Below are 25,723 nucleotides of genomic sequence, written 5' to 3' on the forward strand. Positions count from 1 at the left end.
ACCTGTTCAAAGCTTATAGCGGGAACTTGCCGCCCGAAAAACTACTTGGCCGTCATTCTCTGGGCTTCCATTGTGAAAATATCTACCGATTATTTGTTCAAAACTAATTCCACTTCGATGATGATTGTTGGAGTGATGACAAGCTCTACAACTTTTGCCTTAAACTCTTTATCTTCTGCTTGATATACCTTATTTTCGATCGTTTTGGCAATTAAATGCCTTGTTTTTATCACGCTGTCAATATCCTTTGCGATCAAATCGGCCAAATCGCTTTTGATGTTGTTTTCGATCGAATACTCCATTAATTTATCAAGTTTGTACTTGTTAGCGTTTTGTATTTCGATTTCAATATGTTGAACCGTTAAAAGCTCTAAATTGCGTTTATTTAATTCTTTATAATCGCGTTGCCAAATCTGAATATCGTTTTGCAATTGGGCGATTGTCTTTTTTTGCGTGGCAATGATCTCCACCTGTTTTTCTTGATAATATCCAAAAGAATATAAGAAAAACAGCCAACTGACGAGGGCGCCGACCGCAACTCCTGCAAAAAAACGCTGCCATGTCGGACTGCGATAATAGGGTGGAATTCTCATTGGGAAACATGCTCCTCCTGCGTAAACCAAGAGATGATGATCCAACCGGTTTGAGCGCCCCCCATCGCGGAAATAATGAGCAAAATTTGTTTGACAACATCTTTTGTTGCACCCTCAAAAATTCCCCGTTCGAAACTGTAAAAAGCATCGAATGTTCCGCCAATTGCGGCAACAAGCGCCCAAATTTTTAATTGATTTGCGATTCTAAAGATGGACGTAAGGGGGGCATTTCCAGTTATATATGCGCCAATGCCGCCAATCAATGATCCTCCCAAAATGACACCTAATGCGATAAAATAAACTTTAATAAAGGTAGCAATAAATGCCTCCGTTTCCCCCATGTTCATCATTCCTTTCCAATATATTTATATGGAATGTCAGAATAAAGTATGAAGTTTGTCTTCAATCAATCATAAAGACTATAATTATGAAGAGAAACATGAAATAAAGGTGGGGGTTTCATTGCCTTTTGTTCACCTTCAGGTAAAAAGCGCCTATAGCTTATTGAAAAGTGCTGCAAGATTAGACAAACTCGTTCAATATGCAAAAAAAACAGGACAGAAAGCTCTTGCCCTTACGGATGAACATGTCATGTACGGTTCAATAGCGTTTTATAAATTGTGCAAATCAGCAGGAATCAAACCTATTTTAGGTTTAACCGCGTCCATATTGATCAAAAACGAATCATATCCGTTTGTGTTGATTGCCAAAAACAACGATGGCTACCGGTATTTGCTGAAAATAAGCAGCTTATTGCAAACCAATTTCTTGAATGGAATTCCTATCCAATTGTTTAAGCGGTACTGCCGCCACCTGTTTGTGATCACACCCGGAAGGCAAGGCTTGATTGAACAGTTTCTGTTAAAAGATCAAATGCAAGAGGCAAAAAAAGCGGTTGAATATTTTCAACACATGCTTGATCCCGATTCTTTTTATTTGTCGATCCAAGATCACGGAATATTGGAAGAACATCAGCTGACAGGGAAGATTTTGGAATTAAAAAAAATGATCCATGTTCCGATTGTCGCGACAAATGATGTCCACTATATTGAAAAACACGATGCCTTTGCCCATCGCTGTCTGCTTTCGATTAAAGAAGGAACGAGAGTTGGGGAGGAAAAGGGAAACGATGGCGGCGAATATTATGTCAAGTCGCCAGAGGAGATGGAAGAAATTTTTTCAAGCTTTCCAGAGGCCATTGAAAATACAGAAAGAATTGCATCACAGTGCAATGTGGAAATTGAACTGGGGAAAACAAAGCTTCCCAAATATCCTGTTCCGGACGGATTTGATACGGACGATTATCTTGAAAAACTTTGTTTTGATGGATTAAGGAAAAAAATTGAAACCCCTTCAGAAGAATATGTGGCGCGGCTTCGCTATGAGTTGTCCGTTATCAAAAAAATGAAGTTTAGCGATTATTTTTTGATCGTCTGGGATTTTATGAAATATGCTCATGAAAAAGGGATCGCAACAGGGCCTGGCAGGGGTTCGGCAGCGGGGTCATTAGTCGCTTATGCGTTGGATATTACAAAGGTTGATCCTATCCGTTATAACTTGCTGTTTGAACGCTTCTTAAACCCTGAACGGATATCGATGCCTGATATTGATATCGATTTTCCCGACAACAGGCGGGATGAAATGATCGAATATGTCGCCAAAAAATACGGCAGGGGACATGTTGCTCAAATCATTACCTTTGGAACGCTTGCTGCAAAAGCAGTAATTCGTGATGTTGCCAAAGTTCTTGGCTTTTCAAACAAGGAAGCGGACATTTGGGCGAAACAAATTCCATCAAGGTTTGGAATAACGTTGAAGGAAGCATATGAACAGTCGGCTTCATTGCGGAACTTAGTGAATAAGACAGAGAAAGGAAAGATTATATTTCAAACAGCGATGAAATTGGAAGGTTTGCCTCGCCATACATCAACCCATGCAGCGGGGGTTGTTTTAAGTGAACATCCTCTGACCGACATCATCCCGATTCAAGAAGGGCATAATGGCATTTATTTAACTCAATATTCGATGGATTTTTTGGAAGAACTGGGGTTATTGAAAATCGATTTTCTCGGCCTGAGAAATTTGACGCTTCTGGAAAATATTAAACATTTCATTGAGCGTTACGAAAGAAAAAAGTTTTTCTTGCAGCCTGATCATTTTCAGGATGAAAAAACTTTTTCCTTGTTATCGGAAGGGAATACAACAGGAGTGTTCCAGTTTGAATCAGAAGGAATGAGAAAGGTTTTAAAAAAGCTCAAGCCTTCAAGTTTAGAGGATTTAGTGGCGGTCAACGCCCTGTACCGTCCGGGGCCGATGGAAAACATCCCCGTTTTTATTGAAAGAAAACATGGATTGAAGCCAATAGAATATCCGCATCAAGATTTGCAGCCGATCCTTGAAAAAACGTACGGCGTCCTCGTCTACCAAGAACAGATCATGGAGATCGCGGCGAAAATGGCGGGATTTTCTTTAGGGGAAGCCGATTTGTTAAGGCGGGCTGTCGCCAAAAAAATTAAAACGCTTTTAGATGAGAACCGCAATCGCTTTGTGGACGGGTGTTTAAAAAAAGGATATGACGAAAAAACAGCGAATAAAGTATACGACCTGATCGTAAAATTCGCTAATTATGGTTTTAACCGGAGCCATGCGGTAGCTTACAGCATGATTGCTTATGAACTTGCTTATTTAAAGGCTCACTACCCGCTCTATTTTATGTCCGCTTTAATGACAAGCGTCAGCGGCAATCAGGAAAAAGTGGCACAATACGTTCAGGAAGCCGTTGATATGGGAATTTCCGTTCTTCCGCCATCCGTTAATAAAAGCGGTTTTTCCTTTTTGGTTGAAAACGGCAAGATCCGCTTCAGCTTGGCATCCATTAAAAACGTTGGGATGGCCGCCATCAAGGAAATTTTATTGCAGCGGAAAAAGAAGCCGTTCAGCAATTTGTTTGATTTTTGCGTCAGAGTTTCTGCAAAAGCTGTCAACCGCAGGACAATCGAGGCGCTCATTTTTTCAGGCGCGATGGATGAATTTGGGCGGGATCGGGCATCTTTGCTTGCAAGCATTGATGTGGCGCTCGAACATGGAGAATTATTTAAAATCGGCGAAGAAGATCAAATGGCTTTTCCGTTTGAAGAAGGGCTTGCGGTTATACCAAAATACGTAGAAGCCGAACCTTTATCAATGGATGAAAAGCTGAAATTCGAAAAAGAAACACTCGGTTTTTACTTTTCCAGCCACCCTGTTCGCCCTTTTATATCCATTTTTAAACAAATGGGAGCGATCCCTTTAATGGAAGCGAATCAATGGATTGATCGAAAAATTCATATCGGGGTGTATGTGTCAGCGGTCAAAACGATTCGAACGAAGAGAGGCGAGATGATGGCCTTCCTTCATGTTAGCGACGAAAGCTCAGAAATGGAGGCTGTTATTTTCCCTGACCAATATAAAAAACATAGTTCCAAATTGAAACAAGGACAAATTGTTTTGCTCACTGCCAAGCCGGAAATAAGGCAAGAACAGGTGCAATTAATTCTTTATGATGTCAAGGATCTGCAGGAATTAAAACAGCCGTCATTGTTTTTAAAGATTGAAGATGGAATGGACGGAAAAGAAAAGCTTCATGAGGTAAAAAAGGTGTTAATGCAATATTCCGGATATATACAAGTGTTTGTTTATTATGAAAGAGCTAAAAAAACAGTAAAACTCCCTGAATTTCTTTTTGTCAATCCGACGGAGGAATGTTTAAGCAGGTTAAAAAATTTATTAGGAACCGATAACGTTGTTTTAAAAGAATGAACGTCTCCTTCTCTTTACATTTTGTTGAATATATAATATTTTTGATATGTTCCAAAATATGTTGTTAACGATTTCAGCCCATTTTCAAACGCGAGAGGTGATGATAAGTGTCTTTACGTGAAGAAGCATTACATATGCATCAAGTTCATAAAGGAAAGCTTGAAACAAACCCGAAGGTATCTGTTCGAAACGCGAGGGATTTAAGTTTGGCTTACTCTCCTGGTGTGGCAGAGCCGTGCAAAGCCATTTATGACGATAAAAACAAGGTATTTGATTATACAATGAAAGGAAATATGGTGGCGGTTGTATCGGATGGAACCGCTGTGTTGGGACTAGGAAACATCGGTCCGGAAGCGGCTCTTCCAGTTATGGAAGGGAAAGCGGTCCTATTTAAAAGCTTTGCGGGTGTGGACGCCTTTCCGATTTGTTTAGGGACTACTGATATTGAGAAAATTATTGAAACAGTCAAGCTCCTTGAACCGACTTTTGGAGGCGTTAATTTGGAGGATATTGCGGCTCCAAACTGCTTCGTCATTGAAGAACGTTTAAAAAAGGAAACAAATATTCCCGTTTTTCATGATGACCAGCATGGAACGGCGATCGTAACAGTTGCCGGCTTATTGAATGCGCTGAAGCTTGTCGGAAAAGAAATGTCCAACATTAAAGTCGTGGCAAACGGAGCGGGAGCAGCGGGAATCGCCATTATCAAACTGCTGTACCGTTACGGTGTTCGCGATATCATCATGTGCGATTCAAAAGGCGCCATTTTTGAAGGACGTACGGTCGGAATGAACAAGATTAAAGCAGAAGTGGCAAAATATACGAATCGCGACCGTTTGAAAGGTTCATTGGCAGATGTTATAAAAGGAGCTGACGTCTTCATTGGCGTATCCGTGGCCGGTGCTTTAACGAAAGAGATGATTCAGTCGATGGCCGACAACCCGATCATTTTTGCCATGGCTAATCCCGATCCGGAAATCATGCCGGATGAAGCAAAGGAAGCGGGGGCAAAAGTGATCGGAACAGGACGTTCAGATTTTCCGAACCAAGTGAATAATGTTCTTGCCTTTCCGGGCATTTTCCGGGGGGCATTGGATGTACGGGCAACGCATATAAATGAACAGATGAAAATGGCTGCGGCCGAAGCGATTGCTTCTCTTATTAAAGAAGATGAACTTCGCCCCGATTATGTAATTCCCGCACCGTTTGACGTAAGGGTAGCGCCATGCGTTGCAGCAGCCGTAGCAAAAGCTGCCATGGAAACAGGGGTGGCGCGGCAAAAAAGGGATCCGAAGGAAATAGAAGAAAGAACGAGAAGACTGGCGATGATTGGAAAGTAAAGCGGCATTTTCTCAACAGTGTCGTCCGCCAAAAAAGCGGAAGAAAAGATCAAACAGCAATGAAGACCTCTCGTTGAACGTTTGAAACAAGATAGAGAAGGGAAAAAAATAAAAAAGCACGCTTCTAAGCAGTAGAAAAGAGGGAGGTTTCATCTTGAAAAATATTTTTTCCAAAAAGAAAAAGTACGCATCCATTCCCTCGGAACATATAAAATATGACGTTCCTGAAGGAATTATGACAAAATGTCCAAGCTGCAAAAAAATCATGTATTCAAAAGAATTGGACAAAAATTTAAAAGTATGCACAACTTGCGGTTACCATCTGCAAATGGGAGCGAAAGAAAGAATCTCAAGCCTTTTAGATGAAAACAGTTTTATAGAATACGATTCGGGGATGAGTTCTCTGGACCCTCTTCAATTTCCCGGCTACTTAGAAAAGCTTGAAAAAGATAAAGCAAAGACGTTGTTAAATGAAGCGGTTGTTACGGGAGAAGGGAAAATCGGCGGTTTTCCAGTCGTTATTGCAGTGATGGATGCAAGCTTTCGAATGGGAAGCATGGGGTCGGTTGTCGGAGAAAAAATAACGCGGGCAATCGAAAAGGCGAAAGAAAAAAATTTTCCTTTTATCATTTTCACAGCTTCCGGCGGCGCACGCATGCAGGAAGGAATTTTAAGCCTCATGCAAATGGCGAAGACAAGTTCGGCTTTAAAATTGTTCAGCGACCAAGGGGGTCTCATTATTTCGATTATGACCCATCCGACGACAGGAGGAGTCTCCGCCAGTTTTGCATCATTAGGCGACTACAATTTTGCGGAGCCGGGAGCGCTCATTGGTTTTGCCGGACGGAGAATTATTGAACAAACCATACGCGAAGAACTTCCTGACGATTTTCAGACCGCCGAATTTTTATTGAAGCACGGCCAACTTGATTCTGTCATCCATCGCCATGATTTAAGAGATACATTAATCAATATTCTTGATCTTCATCAGGAAAGGGGGGAAGCAGATTGGTTGGTGAACTAGATTTTGAGAAGCCGATTGATGAATTAAAGAAGAAAATTCAAGAATTAAAAGAATTTGCGAAAACAGCGGACGTCGATCTATCCGCAGAAATTGAAAAATTGGAAATAAGGCTGAAAAACGCAGAAAGGGAAATCTATGACAATCTTTCCCCTTGGAACCGCGTGCAAATTGCCCGTCATCCGTTTCGGCCGACGACCCTTGACTATATTGAGCATTTGTTTGAAAACTTTTTTGAATGCCACGGAGACCGTTATTTTGGTGATGACGAAGCGATTGTAGGCGGAATTGCCAAATTTTGCGGCATTCCTGTTACAGTTGTTGGACATCAGAGAGGTAAGGATACAAAAGAAAATATCCGCCGCAATTTCGGAATGCCTCACCCTGAAGGATACCGGAAAGCGCTGCGTTTGATGAAACAGGCTGATAAATTTAACCGTCCGATCATCTGTTTTATTGACACAAAAGGAGCATATCCCGGTAAAGCTGCGGAGGAGCGGGGGCAAAGCGAAGCAATTGCGAAAAATTTATTTGAAATGGCAGGTCTATCCGTCCCCGTTATTTGCATCGTAATTGGCGAAGGCGGAAGCGGCGGAGCATTGGCGCTTGGTGTGGGAAATCATATTCACATGCTGGAAAACTCAACGTACTCCGTCATTTCCCCAGAAGGAGCTGCAGCGCTTTTATGGAAGGATTCAAGCCTTGCGAAAAAAGCAGCGGAAACGATGAAAATTACTGCGCCGGATTTAAAAGAACTTGGAGTCATTGATGAAATCATACCTGAAGTAAGAGGCGGCGCTCATAAGGATATTAAGGAGCAAGCAAAATATATTGAAGCAGCCATTAAGCGCTCTTTAAAAGAATTATTGAAAATGTCTGGAGAAGAACTTGTCCAGCACCGATACGAAAAATTTAAACGAATCGGAGCGGTGAAGGAACAGGCTTTTTCAAGCGCCCATTAAATGCGATCTCTTGAAGAGGTCGCATTTTTTTTGTTTTCTTTGCCACTTACGTACAGCCTCTTTTTGTGTATAATAGTAAAGAATTCATATTTTATTTTTTCTTCATAATGGACATGAACACCGTCTTTTTCTTAAAAGTTTTGTAAAGACTGGATAAATGAGGTGGAAAGTATGAAAAAAATCGGTGTTTTAACAAGCGGCGGCGATTCTCCAGGAATGAATGCTGCGATTCGCGCCGTCGTTCGCAAAGCCATTTATCATGGTTTGGAGGTCTACGGAATTTATAACGGTTATGCAGGTCTTATTTCTGGCAAAATTGAAAAGCTCGAACTGGGCTCTGTTGGCGACATTATTCATCGCGGGGGAACTATGCTGTTTACGGCACGGTGTGAAGAGTTTAAGACACTGGAAGGACAAATGAAGGGAATTGAACAATTAAACAAATATGGCATCGAAGGACTTGTCATTATTGGCGGCAATGGTTCCTACATGGGAGCGAAAAAACTGACAGAACATGGTTATCCTTGCATTGGTGTTCCCGGTACAATTGATAATGATATACCAGGAACAGATTTTACGATCGGTTTTGATACCGCATTGAATACAGTCATTGAAGCCATTGATAAAATCCGGGATACAGCCACCTCTCATGAACGTACATATGTGATAGAAGTAATGGGTCGGGATGCCGGCGACATTGCTTTGTGGTCAGGTCTTGCCGGCGGAGCCGAGTCGATTTTGATTCCTGAAGCTGGATATGATATCCATGAGATCATTGACCGATTAAAACATGGACACAGCAGAGGGAAAAAACATAGTATTATCATCGTCGCTGAAGGTGTTGGAAGCGGTGTAGAAATCGGGAAAAAGATTAAGGAAATGACCAATTTTGAGACGCGTGTTTCTGTATTGGGGCATATACAGCGTGGAGGTTCGCCTACTGCATTCGATCGCGTTCTGGCCAGCAGGTTGGGTGCATACGCTGTCGAATTGCTGCTTGAAGGAAAGGGAGGTCGGTGCGTCGGTATTCAAAACAACAAGTTGGTCGATCACGATATTTTGGAAATTTTAGATCACCCTCATACGATTGACCATTCAATGTACAAGCTTTCTAAAGAACTTTCCATTTAATGATTGTGCTTGGGATCGTTTTCACATTTTATTAGGAGGTTGTCGACGATGCGAAAAACAAAAATTGTTTGTACGATAGGTCCTGCCAGCGAAAGCGTTGAAATGTTGGAAAAGCTCATCAATGCAGGTATGAACGTTGCCCGGCTGAATTTTTCACACGGAGACCACCAAGAGCATGGCGCAAGGATTCGCAACATTCGGGAAGCAGCTGCAAAACTTGGAAAAAGTGTTGCTATTTTACTTGATACAAAAGGGCCTGAAATTCGCACACATAAGATGTAAAATGGCGAAATCCATCTTCAGGCAGGTTCCCGTCTTTTTATTTCCATGGAAGAGGTTGTTGGAACACAAGAAAAAATTTCTGTCACCCATAAGGGATTGATCGATGACGTTCAGATCGGCTCAAACATTTTGCTGGACGATGGCTTAATTGCGCTTGAAGTTACAAATATTGATAAACAGCAACAACTAATTGAAACGAAAGTGTTAAACGGGGGAATATTGAAAGACAAAAAAGGAGTCAATGTTCCCGGTGTAAGCGTCAATCTTCCGGGGATAACAGAAAAGGATGCGAATGATATTCTTTTCGGAATTGAGCAAGGGATCGATTTCATTGCGGCCTCTTTTGTGCGTCGTGCATCAGATGTGCTGGAAATCCGTCAGCTTTTGGAAGCCCATCATGCAGGACACATTCAAATTATTCCTAAAATTGAAAACCAAGAAGGCGTTGATAATATTGATCAAATTTTAGAAGTATCAGACGGCCTGATGGTTGCACGCGGTGATTTAGGGGTGGAAATCCCGGCTGAGGATGTCCCGCTTGTGCAAAAAGAATTGATCCGTAAATGTAATAAATTAGGAAAACCTGTCATTACCGCCACTCAAATGCTTGACTCGATGCAAAGAAACCCGCGTCCGACCAGAGCTGAGGCGAGCGATGTGGCAAACGCAATTTTTGACGGCACCGATGCGATCATGCTCTCTGGCGAAACAGCAGCCGGAAACTATCCTGTTGAAGCAGTGGAAACGATGCATAAAATTGCTTCAAGAGTTGAGCAAGCGTTGGATTATAGACAAATCTTGTCCAAACAGACGAAATCTGCCGTCAGCACGATTACAGACGCAATTGGACAATCCGTTGCCTATACAGCGATGAATTTGGATGTTTCCGCAATCATCACTCCGACTGTGAGCGGCTATACAGCGAAAATGATCTCAAAATACCGGCCTAAAGCGCCGATCATTGCGGTTACTGCAAACGATCACGTATGCCGAAAACTCGCCCTTACTTGGGGAGTTTATCCAACAAAGGGCGAAATTGCTACAACAACTGACGAAATGCTTGATATTGCAGTAAGAGAATCGTTAAACACCGGTATTATCAATCATGGGAATAAAGTGATTATTACAGCAGGTGTCCCAGTTGGCGAAACAGGTTCGACAAATCTTATGAAAGTTCATGTTGTTGGCGATGTTCTAGGGAAAGGACAAGGAATTGGTCGAAAATCCGCATTTGGAAAAGTGGTAGTTGCTCGAAACTCTGAAGAAGCGATTGCGAAGACCGGAAAAGGAGCGATCCTTGTCACACAAGGCACTGACAAGGATATGATGGAGGCGATTGAGAAGGCGTCCGCCCTTGTAACGGAAGAAGGCGGGTTAACGAGCCATGCTGCTGTTGTCGGCCTGAGCCTTGGCATCCCCGTTATTGTTGGTGTTGAACGGGCAACAACCATTTTAAAAGACGGGATGGAAGTTACCGTAGATGCTACGCAAGGCATTATTTATAAAGGCCATGCAAGCGTTCTTTAACAATGAATGAGTGTGTGTCGAAAGCTTTTTCTTATCGATCGGTTCTTTCAATATCATGTTCGAAAAGAGAAGGATTTTTGAGAGTTCCTTCTCTTTTTTTGTATACTAGTCTCAAGAAATTCACAGAACGTGAGGTGATGGAACTTGCGGCTGTTATTATTTTTGCTGGTTGTGATACCGGCTTGTGAAATCGGGGTGTTTATTCTGTCGGGAAAGTTAATAGGGGTCGTTCCGACCGTTCTGTTGATTTTGTTAACAGGCATAACGGGAGCATGGCTGGCTAAAAAACAAGGCTTAAAAACAATGCAAAAGTTTCAGGACGATTTAAGACAAGGGCGTTTTCCAAACGATGCCATAATGGACGGAATGATCATTTTAGCAGGAGGGATCATGCTGTTGACGCCGGGATTTCTCACGGATATTTCGGGGTTTTTGCTGCTATTTCCAAAAACGAGAAACCTGCTGAAGCCTTTCATCATCCAATGGGTACAAAAATGGATCAATAAACATACGATAGTGATACGTTGAAGATGTTTTTTTTCAATATTTATTATGTCAAAATAAGTTAATCTTATTTGTTGCAATAAGAAATCTTAATTAAAAAAGTGATTTTTGTAAAAAATATCTTATTTGGCTGATTCACAAAAATCAGATAATTGTTTATAATAGGTGTATAACTTATTAAAGTGTTTTCATAGAGAAAGAAGCTGGCTTCGAACAATAAAAAAGTATTCCACAAAAGAAATGAAAGCATTTTCTTTTGTGGAAAAATGAAATTTAGTTACAATCATTTCTAAATGGAAATATTTTTGATAAAGGAGAGGTGTATATGACTGTAACTCGCGGTCTTGAAGGCGTAGTGGCCACTACATCATCAATCAGTTCAATTATTGATGATACATTAACATATGTAGGGTATAACATTGATGATTTGGCGGAAAATGCTATTTTTGAAGAAGTGGTTTATTTGCTATGGCATCGCAAGCTTCCGAATAAGAAAGAATTGGAAGAGTTAAAACAACAGCTTGCCGATCATTCTGCAGTTCCTAATGGTGTTTTGGAACATTTCAAAACGTATCCGATCGATAAAGTTCACCCTATGGCAGCTTTGCGCACAGCCGTTTCTTTGCTCGGGTTATATGATGAAGAAGCGGATGACATGTCGGAAGAAGCCAATTATCGAAAGGCCATCCGTTTGCAAGCAAAAATTGCGACAATTGTTGCCGCTTTTGCCCGCATTCGCAAAGGCTTGGATCCTGTACAGCCGAGAAAAGATTTAAGCTTTGCGGCAAACTTTTTGTATATGTTAAATGGAACTGAACCAGACGACACTTCTATCGAAGCTTTCAACAAGGCGCTTATCCTTCACGCAGACCACGAATTAAATGCATCTACATTTACGGCGCGTGTTTGCGTTGCAACACTTTCTGATATTTATTCTGGAATCACTGCTGCGATTGCAGCATTGAAAGGTTCTTTGCACGGAGGAGCCAATGAACGGGTCATGCGAATGTTGACGGAAATTGGCGAACCTGAAAATGTGGAATCGTATATTCAAGAGAAATTGGCGAAAAAAGAGAAAATTATGGGGTTTGGCCACCGAGTTTACCGCAAGGGAGACCCTCGGGCAAAACATCTCAAAGAAATGTCCCGCAGGTTGACGGCGATTACCGGCGAAACGAAATGGTATGAAATGTCCACAAAAATTGAAGAAATTGTTACAAAGGAAAAAGCGATACCGCCGAATGTCGATTTTTACTCGGCATCTGTCTATCATTGCTTAGGCATTGATCATGATCTTTTCACGCCGATTTTTGCCATCAGCCGCGTATCAGGCTGGATCGCGCATATTCTCGAACAATATGAAAATAATCGCTTAATCCGTCCGCGTGCGGAATATACAGGACCGGAAAAACAAGTATTTATCCCTATCGAAAATAGAGATTAAAAGGTAAAATAAAAAAGGGTCTCCCCCTTTCTTTGTTCAAGAAATTTGCATCATGAAAAAAAGAGAGAAAGAATTACATATTTCAGGAGGTAATGATTGTGGCAGAAGGTCAAAAAATTTCTATGTCAAATGGAGTTCTAAACGTCCCGAATGATCCGATCATTCCGTTTATCGAAGGTGATGGGACAGGCCCTGATATTTGGGCGGCTGCTTCGAGAGTTTTGGAAGCGGCAGTTGAAAAAGCATACAATGGCGAAAAGAAAATTGTTTGGAAAGAAGTGCTTGCAGGAGAAAAAGCATTTAAACAGACCGGAGAATGGCTTCCGCAAGAAACGCTTGATGTTATCCGCGAATATATGATTGCGATTAAAGGACCGTTGACAACGCCGGTGGGTGGAGGCATCCGTTCGTTAAACGTAGCGCTTCGCCAAGAGTTGGATTTATTTGTTTGCTTGCGGCCGGTTCGTTACTTTAATGGAGTTCCTTCTCCTGTTAAACGGCCGGAAGATACGGACATGGTCATTTTCCGCGAAAATACGGAAGACATTTATGCTGGCATCGAGTATGCCAAAGGTACTGAAGAAGTGAAAAAAGTGATTGACTTCCTGCAAAAAGAAATGGGCGTGACGAAAATCCGCTTCCCGGAAACTTCAGGCATCGGCATTAAACCAATCTCTGAAGAAGGAACGAAACGTTTAGTTCGCGCCGCTATCAATTATGCGATTGAACACGGTAGAAAATCAGTGACTCTCGTTCATAAAGGAAACATCATGAAGTTTACAGAAGGTGCATTTAAAAACTGGGGCTACGAGCTTGCAGAGCAAGAATTTGGCGACAAAGTATTTACTTGGGCTGAGTATGACCGCATTGCCGAAAAAGAAGGAAAAGAGGCGGCTAACAAAGCACAAGAAGAAGCGGAAAAAGCGGGTAAAATTATTATTAAAGACACAATTGCCGACATTTTCTTGCAGCAAATCCTTACCCGACCTCGTGAGTTTGACGTTGTCGCCACAATGAACTTGAACGGTGACTACATTTCCGACGCCTTAGCTGCACAAGTTGGCGGAATAGGTATTGCGCCTGGAGCAAACATTAACTATGAGACAGGTCATGCGATTTTTGAAGCTACACACGGCACAGCTCCAAAATATGCAGGGCTTGACAAAGTAAATCCGTCATCCGTCATTCTTTCTGGTGTACTTATGCTTGAACATCTGGGATGGAAGGAAGCTGCTGATTTAATTATTCGAGCAATGGAAAAAACAATTGCTTCAAAAGTTGTCACATATGACTTTGCACGCCTCATGGAAGGCGCAACAGAAGTAAAATGCTCCGAATTTGGTGACGCTTTAATTAAAAATATGGATTGACGGCCCAAATAGAGATCTGCTTCCATTGAAGCGGCTCTCGAAAATAATGGAGAGGATGTTTCCAGTGACAATGAAACGCAAAAAAATTTCTGTAATTGGCGCTGGTTTTACTGGTGCGACAACAGCGTTTTTGCTCGCGCAAAAAGAAGTTGGAGATGTGGTTCTTGTCGATATTCCTCAAGCGGAAAATCCGACAAAAGGAAAAGCGCTAGACATGCTTGAATCGAGTCCGGTTCTTGGCTTCGATGCAAACATTGTCGGCACTTCCAACTATGAAGATACAGCGGACTCCGATATTGTGGTCATTACAGCAGGTGTTGCCAGAAAACCGGGAATGAGCCGCGATGATTTAGTGCAAACCAATCAAAAGGTCATGAAAAGCGTAACAAAAGAAGTCGTAAAATATTCACCAAACTGTATCATCATCGTGCTGACCAATCCTGTTGATGCCATGACCTACACGGTTTATAAAGAGTCCGGTTTTCCAAAACACCGCGTCATCGGCCAGTCCGGTGTATTGGACACGGCAAGATTCCGCACATTTGTTGCACAAGAATTAAATTTATCTGTCAAAGATATTACAGGTTTTGTACTGGGAGGCCATGGGGACGATATGGTGCCGCTTGTAAGATATTCGTATGCAGGTGGCATACCGCTGGAAAAATTAATTCCGAAAGATCGTTTAGAAGCCATTGTGGAAAGAACAAGAAAAGGCGGCGGAGAAATCGTCAATCTGCTTGGAAATGGCAGCGCTTATTATGCACCAGCTGCTTCGCTTGTGGAAATGGTTGAAGCGATCGTGAAAGACCAGCGGCGGGTGCTTCCAGCCATTGCCTATCTTGAAGGAGAATACGGCTTTGAAGGGATTTATTTAGGCGTTCCAACCATTCTTGGCGGCAACGGATTGGAACAAATCATTGAACTTGAATTAACAGATGAAGAAAAAGCAGCATTGGCAAAATCAGCTCAATCTGTAAAAAATGTTATGAAGGCGTTAATTTAGCCAATCAAACGGGGGCGGGACACTCGCCCTCGTTTTTTAAATGTCGGCAAACCCTAAATGAAAAATCAAGTAGGAGCGTCGTTTTCTCTTTTTTTCCAAGAAGACCAATTTATCATATTGGTTCTTTTTCATTCGTGGACTATAATAAAAAAAGACAGATAACTTATATATATCACCTTGGATGATGGGAATAAATGGATTGAGTGGAGGCTTCTATGAGTAAAAAAATTTTAGTTGTAGATGATGAACAATCGATTGTTACGCTTCTTGAATACAATTTGCTACAAGCCGGCTTTCAAGTAATCACGGCCGGCGATGGCAAGGAAGGGTTGGAAAAAGCGATTAAGGAAGCACCTGATTTAATTGTGCTTGACTTGATGCTGCCAAGCTTGGATGGTATGGAAATATGCAAAGAGCTCAGGCAGCGAAAGATCATGACGCCTATTTTAATGCTGACAGCAAAGGATGATGAATTCGATAAAGTGCTCGGATTGGAATTAGGAGCAGACGATTACATGACAAAACCGTTTAGTCCGAGAGAAATCATAGCGAGAGTAAAAGCCATTTTAAGGAGAGTCAGCACGGAAGATCATCATTTCAGTATTATGGAAGAAAAGAAAGAGGACAACATTACGATCGGCGATCTGAAAATTATGCCGGAGCGTTTTGAAGCTTATTTTGGTCAAAACAGGCTTGATTTTACCCCAAAAGAATTTGAACTGCTTCTTTATCTTGCCAAACATAAAGGAAGGGTGTTAACGAGGGACCAACTGTTAAGTGCTGTATGGAACTACGATTTCGCTGGCGATACTAGAATTGTAGATGTTCATATCAGCCATTTAAGGGAAAAAATTGAACGGAATACAAAAAAGCCAGTGTATATTAAAACAATTAGAGGGCTCGGCTATAAACTGGAGGATCCGAAAATAGATGAGTAAATTCCGTTCAAGATTGTTTTTCTCCTTAGCAACATTAATAGTGATCGTCTTCTTGAGTCTCGGATTTCTATTAGGGCAATTATTTCAATTTTTCTATTTTTTTGCTTATGAAAACCAATTCAAAAAAGAAAGCCAATTAGTAAAAATCGTGGTCAAGAATGAAGGGATAGAATCTCCGGAATTAGCAGAATTGCTGGGAACGATAAGTGAGACGCTGGATTCTCGCATTATTTTGTTTGATGAAGGCGGGAACGTGCTGTTTGAAAAAGGCCCCGCTTTTCAACAAAATAGCAAAGAATTAGCGAAAAAAATGTTAGCTCAGCACAGATACGAAGAAAAAGGATTTCGCATTGATTTGAACCAAGCCCATTTATATTTTTATGGGATGCCTCTTTTCGATAACGGCGGCAAAAAAGGATTTGTTGTTTTAGGCAAATCATTAAATGCTGTTCCAATGACCAAAGAAATTTGGTTTTTTATTTCAGGCAGCATGATGGTTGCCTTTATCGTACTGATGATGTTTGGAACGCGCATTATGAAGCAATATACAAGGCCGATTGAATCAGCTGCAAATGTTGCGATGGAATTAGCGAAAGGAAACTACAAGGCGCGGACATATGAAGAAAATAACGATGAAATCGGGATGTTGAGCAGATCAATCAACATATTGGCGCGCAATCTCCAAGACATGACGAGCGCTCAAGAACTGCAGCAGGAAAGACTGCAAACATTGATTGAAAACATGGGAAGCGGCCTGATTTTTATCGATGAACGCGGATATATCCACCTTGTTAACAAAGCGTTTAAGGAACTGTTTCAAATAGACCAAGATGATTATTTATATAAACCTTACAATGAAGCTTTTGCCTATAAAGAAATTATTCAAATGGTGGATGAAATATTTTTGACAGAATCAAGGAAAAGAAAGCATTTAATGCTCCCTGTCAAAATTGAAAGAAAGCATTTTGAGGTTTACGGCGCCCCCATCCTAGGCAAACGCGAAGAATGGAAAGGGATTGTTCTTGTTTTTTATGACATTACGGAGCTGAAAAAACTTGAACAAATGCGGAAGGACTTTGTTGCCAACGTTTCACATGAATTGAAAACCCCTATTACCTCCATTAAAGGTTTTTCCGAAACATTGCTTGATGGGGCTATGAAAGATGAACAAACATTGAAATCTTTTCTCTCCATAATTTTAAAAGAAAGTGAACGAATGCAGACGCTGATCCAAGATTTGCTGGATTTATCAAAAATAGAGCAACAAGGATTTAAACTAGATTTTCAGACGTGTCATATCAATGAAATCTTAAAAGAAATTTATACGTTGTTGTCTAGAAAAGCAATTGATAAAAACATCGGTCTTTCCCTGAAAGTTCCGAATGAGGATATAATGATTCATGGTGATCCATATCGCCTTAAACAAATTTTCATCAATTTAGTTAACAACGGCATTATGTACACCCCCAGCGGAGGAGAAGTCAATATATTGGTAAAGGCTGATCAAGACATTGTGGAAGTTTCTGTGCAAGACACAGGAATTGGTATAAAAGAAGACAAAATCCCGAGAATTTTTGAGCGTTTTTACCGAATTGATAAAGCGCGGAGCAGAAATTCAGGTGGAACCGGACTCGGATTGGCTATCGTGAAACATTTGGTGGAAGCTCATCAAGCAAAGATCGATGTAAAAAGCAAAGTAGGAGAAGGGACCATTTTCACAGTTACGTTTCAAAGACTAAACCCGTCCTGATTTAACAGAAGCTTTACAACATATTCAAGCTGCATTAACAATCGGTTGTTAAAATAATTGTGAAAACCCCTTCATCCAAGGAGCCGTTGCAGACGGGAACCATGCGTGTTCCCGTCTATTTTTTATTTCAAAAAAAGTTTGAACACTTTTAACAACGGTCACGGTGGTAAAATCTCCCATTCTTTTCAAAATGGGAATCCCTCCTGTTTCAAAAGAAGGCGAATTGCAAATGTGTAGATACGGAAGCTTTTTGTTTATGTAAGTTCAAAGAGTGTGAAGAAAAGATTTTGAAACTAAATATTTCTATTTTCGTATGGTAAATCAAGACATAAAAAGACGGGGGGATTAGATGATTAGCCTAAAAAATATTTACGCCATCATCGGATCTGTTTTGATCATATTGATACTAGCAATGGCTGCTTTTACATCATGGTTTACGATTGATGAATCAGAACAAGCTGTTTTAATAACGTTTGGAAAAGCGGATTCAGGGATTAGCGAACCTGGTTTGCATTTTAAATGGCCATGGCCGATTCAAAAAGTCGAGAAAGTTTCAAAAGAAACGTTCAGTTTGCAATTTGGTTATAAAGAAAAAGACGATAAAGTTGTTTCATTTCCAAAAGAAACAAAGATGATCACAGGGGATGAAAACATTGTTTTAGCTGATATGGTAGTTCAATGGAAAATCACAAATCCAAAAAAATATTTGTTTCAAGCGGAAAATCCGGAAGAAATTTTGCGTGATGCCACATCTGCCACTTTACGGAGCATTATCGGCAGCTCCAAAATTGATGATGCCTTAACGAGCGGGAAAGTGGAAATTGAAGCGCAAGTTCAAGAGTTGTTAAGTTCATTAATGAAAAAATATGATATCGGCATTTCGATAATGGCTGTGAAGCTACAAGATGTCGATTTGCCGAATGAGGAAGTGCGCAAGGCCTTTACAAATGTCACCGATGCAAGGGAGACCATGAATACGAAAATCAATGAAGCCAAGAAGTACGAAAACAAACGGACTAATGAAGCACAAGGAGAACGGGACGCCATCATTTCAAAAGCGGAAGGCGACAAAGCGGCGAGAATAGAAAAAGCAAAAGGGGACGTTGCTTTGTTCCACTCTCTCTATAACGAATATAAAAATGCGCCGGAAATTACAGAAAAACGCCTAATTTTAGAAACGATTGACAGTGTTTTGCCGAACGCGCAAATTTACATCATGAAAGACGACGGCAATACGATGAAATATTTCCCGGTTCAAAATATGCAGCAAGTTTTGCCGAACAATCAACAGAGTGAGCAGCCAAAAGATCAAACAAACAAACAGGAGCAAAAGGGAAGTGAAACAAATGAGCAACGATAAGAAAATCATCGGAATGGAAAAAGCCGACAAATTCCAATGGAAAAAATATGTCCGCTCAGGCATTGTGCTGGTCTTATCTTTTGCTGCTTTGTTCTTTTTGCTAAACAATATATTTATTGTAAAAGAAAACGAATATAAAGTCGTCCGCCAGTTTGGTGAGGTTGTACGAATTATTGAGAAACCAGGGCTTCATTTCAAAATCCCTTTTATTCAGTCTGTGGAGAGCTTGCCAAAACATCAATTGACATATGATGTAGAGGAAGCGGAAATCAATACAAAGGATAAAAAACGCATTTTGATTGATAATTATGCCATATGGCGGATAGAAGATCCGAAAAAAATGATTGCCAATGCCCGAACAGTCGTTAATGCAGAGGCCAAAATGTCCGAGTTTATCTTTTCAACGGTCAGATCTGAATTAGGAAAACTCAATTATGATGAAATCATCAATGATGAGAAATCATCCCGAGGCAGCATTAATGATAAAGTGACAGATATCGTGAATCATCTCTTGGAACAGAGCGAGTACGGTATTAAAGTAGTGGATGTAAGAATAAAGCGGACGGATTTGCCGGAAGAAAATGAGAAATCCGTATTTACCCGAATGATTTCAGAACGGGAATCAAAAGCGCAAGAATATCTATCGATGGGGGATGCGGAAAAAAACCGAATCACTGCGGAAACTGACAGAAAAGTGCAGGAAATGCTGGCGAAAGCGGAGGCGCAGGCGGAAATGATCCGCGGGCAGGGAGAACAAGAAGCAGCAAAAATCTATAATCAAGCCTATTCCAAAGATCCAAAATTTTATGAGCTTTATCGGACTCTCCAATCTTATAAGAAAACGATTGATGGTGAAACAGTTATCGTTCTGCCAATTGACTCTCCATATGCCAAAATTTTAATGGGGTCAACAGAATAAAAAAAGGAGCCATGTTTTTTCTTCTTCTGCAAGTAATGGTAGAATAGAGAAAAGACATGGCTTTTTTTATGAAGAAGGAGGACAAAACGTGACAAAAAAGCTTGTTCTGATTGATGGAAACAGTATTGCATACAGAGCATTTTTTGCTTTGCCTCTTTTAAACAATGATAAAGGGATCCACACGAATGCCATTTACGGGTTTACGAACATGATTATGAAAATTTTGGAGGAAGAACAACCGACCCATCTTCTTGTAGCATTTGATGCGGGGAAAACAACATTCCGCCACGAGACCTTTAAAGAATATAAGGGAACTCGACAAAAAACTCCGCCTGAACTGTCCGAACAGCTTCCGTTTATTCATGAACTGCTGGATGCCTTTCAAATAGCAAAATATGAGCTTGAACATTATGAAGCGGATGATATCATCGGCACGCTGGCAAAACAAGCCGAAAAACAAAACTTTTCTGTTAAAATCATTTCAGGGGATAAAGACTTAACTCAGCTGGCGACAGAAAAAACGACTGTTGCCATTACGAAAAAAGGAATTACGGATGTTGAGGCCTATACGCCTGCAAGTATTAAGGAAAAATATGGTTTAACACCTGAACAAATAATTGATATGAAAGGGTTGATGGGAGATTCATCGGACAATATTCCAGGTGTCCCCGGTATTGGTGAAAAAACCGCGATTAAGCTGCTAAAACAGTTTGAGACGGTGGAAAACCTTTTAGCTTCCATTGAAGAAGTGAACGGAAAAAAATTAAAGGAAAATTTGGAAACGTATAAAGAACAAGCGTTGATGAGCAAGAAGCTTGCCACGATAAACTGTCATGCACCAATTGAAGTCGACATCAGCGATCTTGAATACAAAGGCTACCATAAAGAGAAAGTTGTCGCCATTTTTAAAGAGCTTGGTTTCCAATCTCTTCTCGACCGGATTGGGGAGGATGTGGAGGAGAAAGAGGAATCGCTGGCCAAAATCCGCTTTGAAAAGGCCGAAAAACTGTCAGAGGATATTTTAACGGATAAAGCCGCGCTGCTTGTGGAAGTTTTTGATGAAAATTATCATACAAGTGAAATTGCCGGTTTTGCCATTGCCAATGAAAACGGTTGTTATTACATTCCAACTGAAACGGCATTGCAATCAACAGAATTTCAACAATGGGCCAAAAATCCGCAAAAACGCAAAACGGTTTACGATGCCAAACAGTCTATCGTTGCTTTACGCTGGCGGGGTATAGATCTAGAAGGCATCGAATTTGATGTTTTGATTGCATCCTATCTTTTAAATCCGTCAGATACCATTGAAGATGTTGCAACCATTGCCCATCAGCGAAATATGAAGTCCGTGCAAAAAGATGAAATGGTTTACGGAAAGGGAGCCAAAAAACGGATTCCGAGTGAAGACCTTTTAGCGGAACATCTGGCTAGAAAAGCGATGACTATTTATCAATTAGAAGATCGGCTCATGGAAGAACTAAAAGAAAATGAACAATTTGACTTGTTCCATGACTTAGAACTGCCATTATCGAAAATTTTATCGGATATGGAAACGACAGGTGTAAAGGTTGATGTGGAAAGACTGAAGGAGATGGGAAAAGAGCTTGATGAAAAACTGAATGAATTGGAAAAAGAAATTCACGATCTTGCGGGAGAGCCTTTCAATATCAATTCGCCTAAACAGCTTGGAACGGTTTTATTTGAAAAGCTAAAGCTGCCGGCATTGAAAAAAACAAAAACCGGCTTTTCCACATCAGCCGATGTTCTGGAAAAATTGAGAGAAGAACATGAAATTGTTGAAAAAATTTTGCATTACAGGCAGCTTGGAAAGCTTCAATCAACTTACATTGAAGGACTTTTAAAAGTGATCCACGAGAGCACGGGCAAAATTCATACCCGTTTTAATCAAGCTTTGACGCAAACGGGTCGTCTCAGCTCCACTGACCCTAATTTACAAAACATTCCAATACGTTTGGAAGAAGGTCGGAAAATTCGTGAGGCATTTATCCCATCTGAAAAAGACTGGGTGATTTTTGCCGCGGATTATTCGCAAATCGAGTTAAGGGTGCTCGCCCATATATCCGGCGACGAAAATTTGATTGAAGCGTTTGAACATGATTTGGATATTCACACCAAAACCGCTATGGATGTTTTCCATGTGAAGGAAGAGGAAGTAACATCAAACATGAGGAGACAGGCAAAAGCCGTCAATTTCGGAATCGTCTATGGAATCAGCGACTACGGTTTATCACAAAATTTAGGAATTACGAGAAAGGAAGCTGGAGAGTTTATTAAACGTTATTTTACAAGCTTTAAAGGCGTCAAAGAATATATGGAAGAAATCGTGCAAGAAGCAAAACAAAAAGGGTATGTGACAACATTAATGCACAGGCGCAGATATATTCCTGAAATCACGAGCAGAAATTTTAATGTAAGAAGTTTTGCCGAAAGAACGGCGATGAACACGCCGATTCAGGGAAGCGCTGCTGATATTATCAAAAAAGCAATGATCGATATTGTTCATGAAATGGAAAAGAGAAATTTAAAAACAAGGCTGCTCCTGCAAGTACACGATGAATTGGTGTTTGAAGCGCCGAAAGAAGAAATAGAAACATTGGAGAAGCTAGTCCCGGAAGTAATGGAGAATGCGTTGAAACTGAAGGTGCCTTTAAAAGTTGATTGTGCTTACGGTCCAACTTGGTATGAGGCAAAATAACCGGGAAAAAGGCGGGAAGGGAAAGCCCCGCCTTTTTCCCATGCTGGAAGGAGGAACGAAGAGATGCCGGAGCTTCCGGAAGTCGAAACAATTCGTCGTACATTAAACAAGCTTGTCAAAGGGAAAACAATTGAGAATGTGTCAGTTTATTGGCCGAGATTAATTAAACAACCTGAAGATGTCAACCAGTTTTGCGACGCATTAAAAGGGGAAACCATTCATGATGTGAAAAGACGTGGCAAATTTTTAATTTTTTCTCTTGATACCTTGTCGCTTGTTTCTCATTTAAGAATGGAAGGAAGATACGGACTTTATCCGAGTGAAAAGCAAACAGAGCCACATACGCATGTTGTTTTTCACTTCAACGACCAGACTGAATTGAGATACCGGGATGTCCGCAAGTTTGGTACAATGCATCTGTTTCAAAAAGGCGAAGAACATTTGCGTCTCCCTCTCTCGCAACTGGGAATGGAGCCGTTTTCTGATGATTTTACCGCTGAGTGGCTTTTGCAAAAGCTTAAAGAAACATCAAGGAATATAAAAACAGCCTTGCTTGACCAAAAGATCGTCGCCGGATTAGGAAATATTTATGTAGATGAGGCGCTGTTCCGTTCCGGCATCCATCCTGAACGGCCGGCCAAGGATTTGTCGTTTGATGAAGCTTCCAAACTGCATTTGGAAATCATTCGCACGCTTAAAGAAGCCGTTGACAAGGGAGGAAGCACTGTCCGTTCTTATGTCAACAGCCAAGGGCAAATCGGAATGTTCCAGCTGGAACTTTTTGTTTATGCCCGTAAAAATCAACCTTGCAAAAAATGCGGTCGTCCTATCCAGAAAATTAAGGTGGGGGGGCGCGGAACCCACTTTTGCCCCAATTGCCAGAAGTAGAAATCGTTTTTTCCTAATTCGGACGGATCATAGATTGAATGTTATATTCAAAAAACACAAACGGCTTTTTCCTTCGCAATATTTTCGAACAGATGATAATGGATGATTATGGTTTATGCTTAAAAAAGAAGGAAGGAAGCCTTTTTGTATGGCAGCTGATCAACTTTGTTGAAAAAATAAAGGAAGCGAGGAGGAGCCAAATGGCCTTCATTATCGGATTAACAGGTGGAATTGCAAGCGGTAAAAGCACCGTTTCAAAAATGTTTCAAAAGAGGGGTATTCCTGTTGTTGATGCTGACCAAATTGCCCGCGAAGTCGTTGAGACGGGCAAAGAAGCATATGAAAAAATCGTCGGAGCATTTGGCCGCGAGATTTTAAATGAAGACGGATCGATCAACAGGGCAAAATTGGGGTCAATTGTTTTTCAGCATAAAACAAAGCGCGAACTTTTAAACAGTATTGTCCATCCTGCGGTTCGGAAGGAAATGAAAAAAAAGCAGGAACAATTCGTTTTGCAAGGCGCAAAAGCTGTAGTGCTGGACATTCCGCTTCTTTTTGAAAGTGATTTAACTCATTTAGTCGATAAAATAATTGTTGTATATGTTAATGAAAATACCCAGCTTCAACGCCTGATGAAAAGAAATCATCTGTCGAAAGAAGAGGCGCTTGCACGCATCAACGCACAAATGCCGCTCAAAGAAAAAATAAAAATGGCCGATGAAGTGATTGATAATGAAGGAGACTTCAACGATACGGAAAGGCAGCTGGAGGAGATCTTGCAAAAATGGGGGATTTGTTAACATAAAAGCTCGCTTTGCGAAGTGGGCTTTTTTTTTGTAAAAAACAACCTCACAATTCACTATTTATGATATACTTTTTATTGAAATTTTATTTAAAAGTATATCACAAATAAACTGAAGAGGTGGTTTCATTTGAGCACTAAAGTAGCCATCAATGGATTTGGCCGCATTGGTCGTTTAGTTTTTAGAAGGGCAATCATAGAACAGGACTTGGAAATAGTTGCGATTAATGCTGCCTATTCATCGGAAATTTTGGCTCATTTAATTCAATATGACTCAAATCACGGGAAATTTGCGGGAGAAGTGATTCCGAAAGAAGATCATTTAATTGTGAATGGGAAAAAAATCTTGCTTTTAAATCGGCGAAATCCGATAGAGCTTCCTTGGGAGGAGTTGAACGTCGAAATCGTCATTGAAGCGACGGGAAAATTCAATTCCAAAGAAGACGCCATGATGCATATTAAGGCGGGAGCCCAAAAAGTTATTTTAACAGCACCGGGAAAAAACGTTGATGTAACGATCGTGATGGGTGTAAACGATCATTGTTATGATCCGGACAAACATGTCATTATTTCCAACGCTTCTTGCACAACCAATTGTTTGGCACCGGTTGTAAAAGTAATTGATCAGCAGTTTGGAATTGAAAATGGTTTCATGACGACCGTCCATTCTTATACAAATGATCAAAGAATCATCGACAATCCCCATAAAGATTTGCGAAGAGCCCGTTCATGCGCCCAGTCAATTATTCCGACCACAACAGGAGCAGCCAAAGCTTTAGGCCTGGTTTTGCCAAAATTAAAGGGGAAATTGGATGGCCTGGCTTTGCGGGTGCCGACGCCAAACGTTTCTCTTGTCGACTTAGTAATTGATGTGGAACGGGATGCAACCGTCGATGAGGTAAACGATGCTTTGCAAAAGGCATCACAAAATGAATTGAACGGGATATTAGATTTTTCTACAGAACCGCTTGTATCGATTGACTACAATTCTAATCCGCATTCAGCCATTGTAGACGGCTTGTCGACAATGGTAATGGACAAAAGAAAAGTAAAAGTGCTGGCTTGGTATGATAACGAATGGGGATACTCCTGCCGTGTCGTTGATTTAGCAAAAGTTGTTGCTGAAAAGATGAGAGAAAGATAGGAAAGTGTTATGCGGTCCCCCTTGTTCGTCAAAAATGAGCAATGAAAAAATTCAATAAAGTGTGTTGCAAAAACAATACAAACGATTTATACTATTTTTCGTGAACTTCTTAAACGCAAGGTAATGTGACTACTTAAAGGGTTAGGACCTCTTTGGACTAACTTTCCCCCGTGGTAGTTGAACTTACCAGAATGCGAAGAATTTCAAAAAATTTTATAAAAAGGGGGA

General features: G+C 40.8%; 20 protein-coding genes and 1 pseudogene. 18 read left to right on the plus strand and 3 right to left on the minus strand.

What is annotated here, in order from left to right:
• Positions 1–89 precede the first annotated feature (89 nt).
• Complete coding sequence (ytrI, locus tag AC0KTX_RS03315; protein ID WP_474250816.1) at positions 90–593, minus strand: sporulation membrane protein YtrI; 504 nt, start codon at positions 591–593, stop codon at positions 90–92.
• Entirely contained in the window at positions 590–934 is a 345-nt protein-coding gene (gene ytrH, locus AC0KTX_RS03320; RefSeq protein ID WP_474250817.1) for a sporulation membrane protein YtrH, read from the minus strand. The genes ytrI and ytrH overlap by 4 nt, the downstream gene beginning before the upstream one ends.
• A gap of 121 nt (positions 935–1,055) precedes the next feature.
• Here ytrH and dnaE point away from each other — a divergent pair, with 121 nt between their 5' ends.
• The 12 genes and pseudogenes from dnaE (at position 1,056) to pnpS (ending at position 17,663) form a co-directional block, all read left to right on the plus strand.
• The gene (dnaE, locus tag AC0KTX_RS03325) at positions 1,056–4,391 is read left to right on the plus strand and encodes a DNA polymerase III subunit alpha (protein WP_474250818.1); all 3,336 of its coding nucleotides are present in this window, start codon (positions 1,056–1,058) and stop codon (positions 4,389–4,391) included.
• A gap of 107 nt (positions 4,392–4,498) precedes the next feature.
• Positions 4,499–5,731, plus strand: coding sequence for an NADP-dependent malic enzyme (gene ystJ, locus AC0KTX_RS03330; protein ID WP_474250819.1), 1,233 nt, complete (start codon positions 4,499–4,501; stop codon positions 5,729–5,731).
• Positions 5,732–5,882: 151 nt separating this feature from the next.
• Positions 5,883–6,755 (plus strand): acetyl-CoA carboxylase, carboxyltransferase subunit beta, encoded by an 873-nt coding sequence (gene accD / locus AC0KTX_RS03335; RefSeq protein WP_474250959.1) that lies wholly within the window; start codon positions 5,883–5,885, stop codon positions 6,753–6,755.
• Positions 6,740–7,714: an acetyl-CoA carboxylase carboxyl transferase subunit alpha gene (accA, locus tag AC0KTX_RS03340; protein WP_474250820.1), complete on the plus strand. Its 975-nt coding sequence runs from the start codon at positions 6,740–6,742 to the stop codon at positions 7,712–7,714. Before accD ends, accA begins: the two co-directional genes overlap by 16 nt.
• 171 nt (positions 7,715–7,885) lie before the next feature.
• On the plus strand, positions 7,886–8,845 hold the full coding sequence (gene pfkA / locus AC0KTX_RS03345) for a 6-phosphofructokinase (RefSeq protein ID WP_474250821.1): 960 nt from the start codon (positions 7,886–7,888) through the stop codon (positions 8,843–8,845).
• Positions 8,846–8,893: 48 nt separating this feature from the next.
• Positions 8,894–10,654 (plus strand): annotated as a pseudogene (gene pyk / locus AC0KTX_RS03350) (pyruvate kinase).
• A gap of 144 nt (positions 10,655–10,798) precedes the next feature.
• The gene (locus AC0KTX_RS03355) at positions 10,799–11,182 is read left to right on the plus strand and encodes an FxsA family protein (protein ID WP_474250822.1); all 384 of its coding nucleotides are present in this window, start codon (positions 10,799–10,801) and stop codon (positions 11,180–11,182) included.
• Positions 11,183–11,483: 301 nt separating this feature from the next.
• Positions 11,484–12,602, plus strand: coding sequence for a citrate synthase (gene citZ / locus AC0KTX_RS03360; RefSeq protein WP_474250823.1), 1,119 nt, complete (start codon positions 11,484–11,486; stop codon positions 12,600–12,602).
• A gap of 98 nt (positions 12,603–12,700) precedes the next feature.
• A complete protein-coding gene (gene icd, locus AC0KTX_RS03365; protein ID WP_474250824.1) occupies positions 12,701–13,972 on the plus strand; it encodes an NADP-dependent isocitrate dehydrogenase in 1,272 nt (423 codons plus the stop codon).
• Between the two features lie 64 nt (positions 13,973–14,036).
• A complete protein-coding gene (mdh, locus tag AC0KTX_RS03370) occupies positions 14,037–14,975 on the plus strand; it encodes a malate dehydrogenase (RefSeq protein WP_474250825.1) in 939 nt (312 codons plus the stop codon).
• A 215-nt stretch (positions 14,976–15,190) separates the two neighbouring features.
• On the plus strand, positions 15,191–15,913 hold the full coding sequence (locus tag AC0KTX_RS03375; protein ID WP_474250826.1) for a winged helix-turn-helix domain-containing protein: 723 nt from the start codon (positions 15,191–15,193) through the stop codon (positions 15,911–15,913).
• Complete coding sequence (gene pnpS / locus AC0KTX_RS03380; RefSeq protein ID WP_474250827.1) at positions 15,906–17,663, plus strand: two-component system histidine kinase PnpS; 1,758 nt, start codon at positions 15,906–15,908, stop codon at positions 17,661–17,663. Before AC0KTX_RS03375 ends, pnpS begins: the two co-directional genes overlap by 8 nt.
• Before the next feature lie 48 nt (positions 17,664–17,711).
• Here the strand turns inward: pnpS and AC0KTX_RS03385 are convergent, their stop codons facing one another.
• Complete coding sequence (locus AC0KTX_RS03385; protein ID WP_474250828.1) at positions 17,712–17,852, minus strand: hypothetical protein; 141 nt, start codon at positions 17,850–17,852, stop codon at positions 17,712–17,714.
• A 160-nt stretch (positions 17,853–18,012) separates the two neighbouring features.
• On the opposite strand from AC0KTX_RS03385, the gene hflK reads away from it, so the two are divergent.
• The 6 genes from hflK (at position 18,013) to AC0KTX_RS03415 (ending at position 25,495) form a co-directional block, all read left to right on the plus strand.
• Complete coding sequence (gene hflK / locus AC0KTX_RS03390; RefSeq protein WP_474250829.1) at positions 18,013–19,023, plus strand: FtsH protease activity modulator HflK; 1,011 nt, start codon at positions 18,013–18,015, stop codon at positions 19,021–19,023.
• Positions 19,010–19,942 (plus strand): protease modulator HflC, encoded by a 933-nt coding sequence (gene hflC, locus AC0KTX_RS03395; protein WP_474250830.1) that lies wholly within the window; start codon positions 19,010–19,012, stop codon positions 19,940–19,942. Before hflK ends, hflC begins: the two co-directional genes overlap by 14 nt.
• A gap of 88 nt (positions 19,943–20,030) precedes the next feature.
• Positions 20,031–22,661 carry a DNA polymerase I gene (gene polA, locus AC0KTX_RS03400; protein ID WP_474250831.1) on the plus strand — a complete coding sequence of 877 codons (2,631 nt, stop codon included), beginning with the start codon at positions 20,031–20,033 and terminating at the stop codon, positions 22,659–22,661.
• A gap of 63 nt (positions 22,662–22,724) precedes the next feature.
• Entirely contained in the window at positions 22,725–23,549 is an 825-nt protein-coding gene (gene mutM, locus AC0KTX_RS03405) for a DNA-formamidopyrimidine glycosylase (RefSeq protein ID WP_474250832.1), read from the plus strand.
• A gap of 200 nt (positions 23,550–23,749) precedes the next feature.
• A complete protein-coding gene (gene coaE, locus AC0KTX_RS03410) occupies positions 23,750–24,349 on the plus strand; it encodes a dephospho-CoA kinase (protein WP_474250833.1) in 600 nt (199 codons plus the stop codon).
• Positions 24,350–24,481: 132 nt separating this feature from the next.
• Positions 24,482–25,495, plus strand: coding sequence for a glyceraldehyde-3-phosphate dehydrogenase (locus AC0KTX_RS03415; protein WP_474250834.1), 1,014 nt, complete (start codon positions 24,482–24,484; stop codon positions 25,493–25,495).
• Positions 25,496–25,723: the final 228 nt, after the last annotated feature.

The organism is Aeribacillus sp. JST-2, from assembly GCF_056032925.1.

Coding starts and splice junctions, on each gene's coding strand:
- ytrI (WP_474250816.1), bottom strand. CDS start 593: ATGAGAATTCCACCCTATTATCGCAGTCCGACATGGCAGCGTTTTTTT.
- ytrH (WP_474250817.1), bottom strand. CDS start 934: ATGGGGGAAACGGAGGCATTTATTGCTACCTTTATTAAAGTTTATTTT.
- pfkA (WP_474250821.1), top strand. CDS start 7,886: ATGAAAAAAATCGGTGTTTTAACAAGCGGCGGCGATTCTCCAGGAATG.
- citZ (WP_474250823.1), top strand. CDS start 11,484: ATGACTGTAACTCGCGGTCTTGAAGGCGTAGTGGCCACTACATCATCA.
- AC0KTX_RS03375 (WP_474250826.1), top strand. CDS start 15,191: ATGAGTAAAAAAATTTTAGTTGTAGATGATGAACAATCGATTGTTACG.
- pnpS (WP_474250827.1), top strand. CDS start 15,906: ATGAGTAAATTCCGTTCAAGATTGTTTTTCTCCTTAGCAACATTAATA.
- hflK (WP_474250829.1), top strand. CDS start 18,013: ATGATTAGCCTAAAAAATATTTACGCCATCATCGGATCTGTTTTGATC.
- hflC (WP_474250830.1), top strand. CDS start 19,010: ATGAGCAACGATAAGAAAATCATCGGAATGGAAAAAGCCGACAAATTC.
- mutM (WP_474250832.1), top strand. CDS start 22,725: ATGCCGGAGCTTCCGGAAGTCGAAACAATTCGTCGTACATTAAACAAG.
- coaE (WP_474250833.1), top strand. CDS start 23,750: ATGGCCTTCATTATCGGATTAACAGGTGGAATTGCAAGCGGTAAAAGC.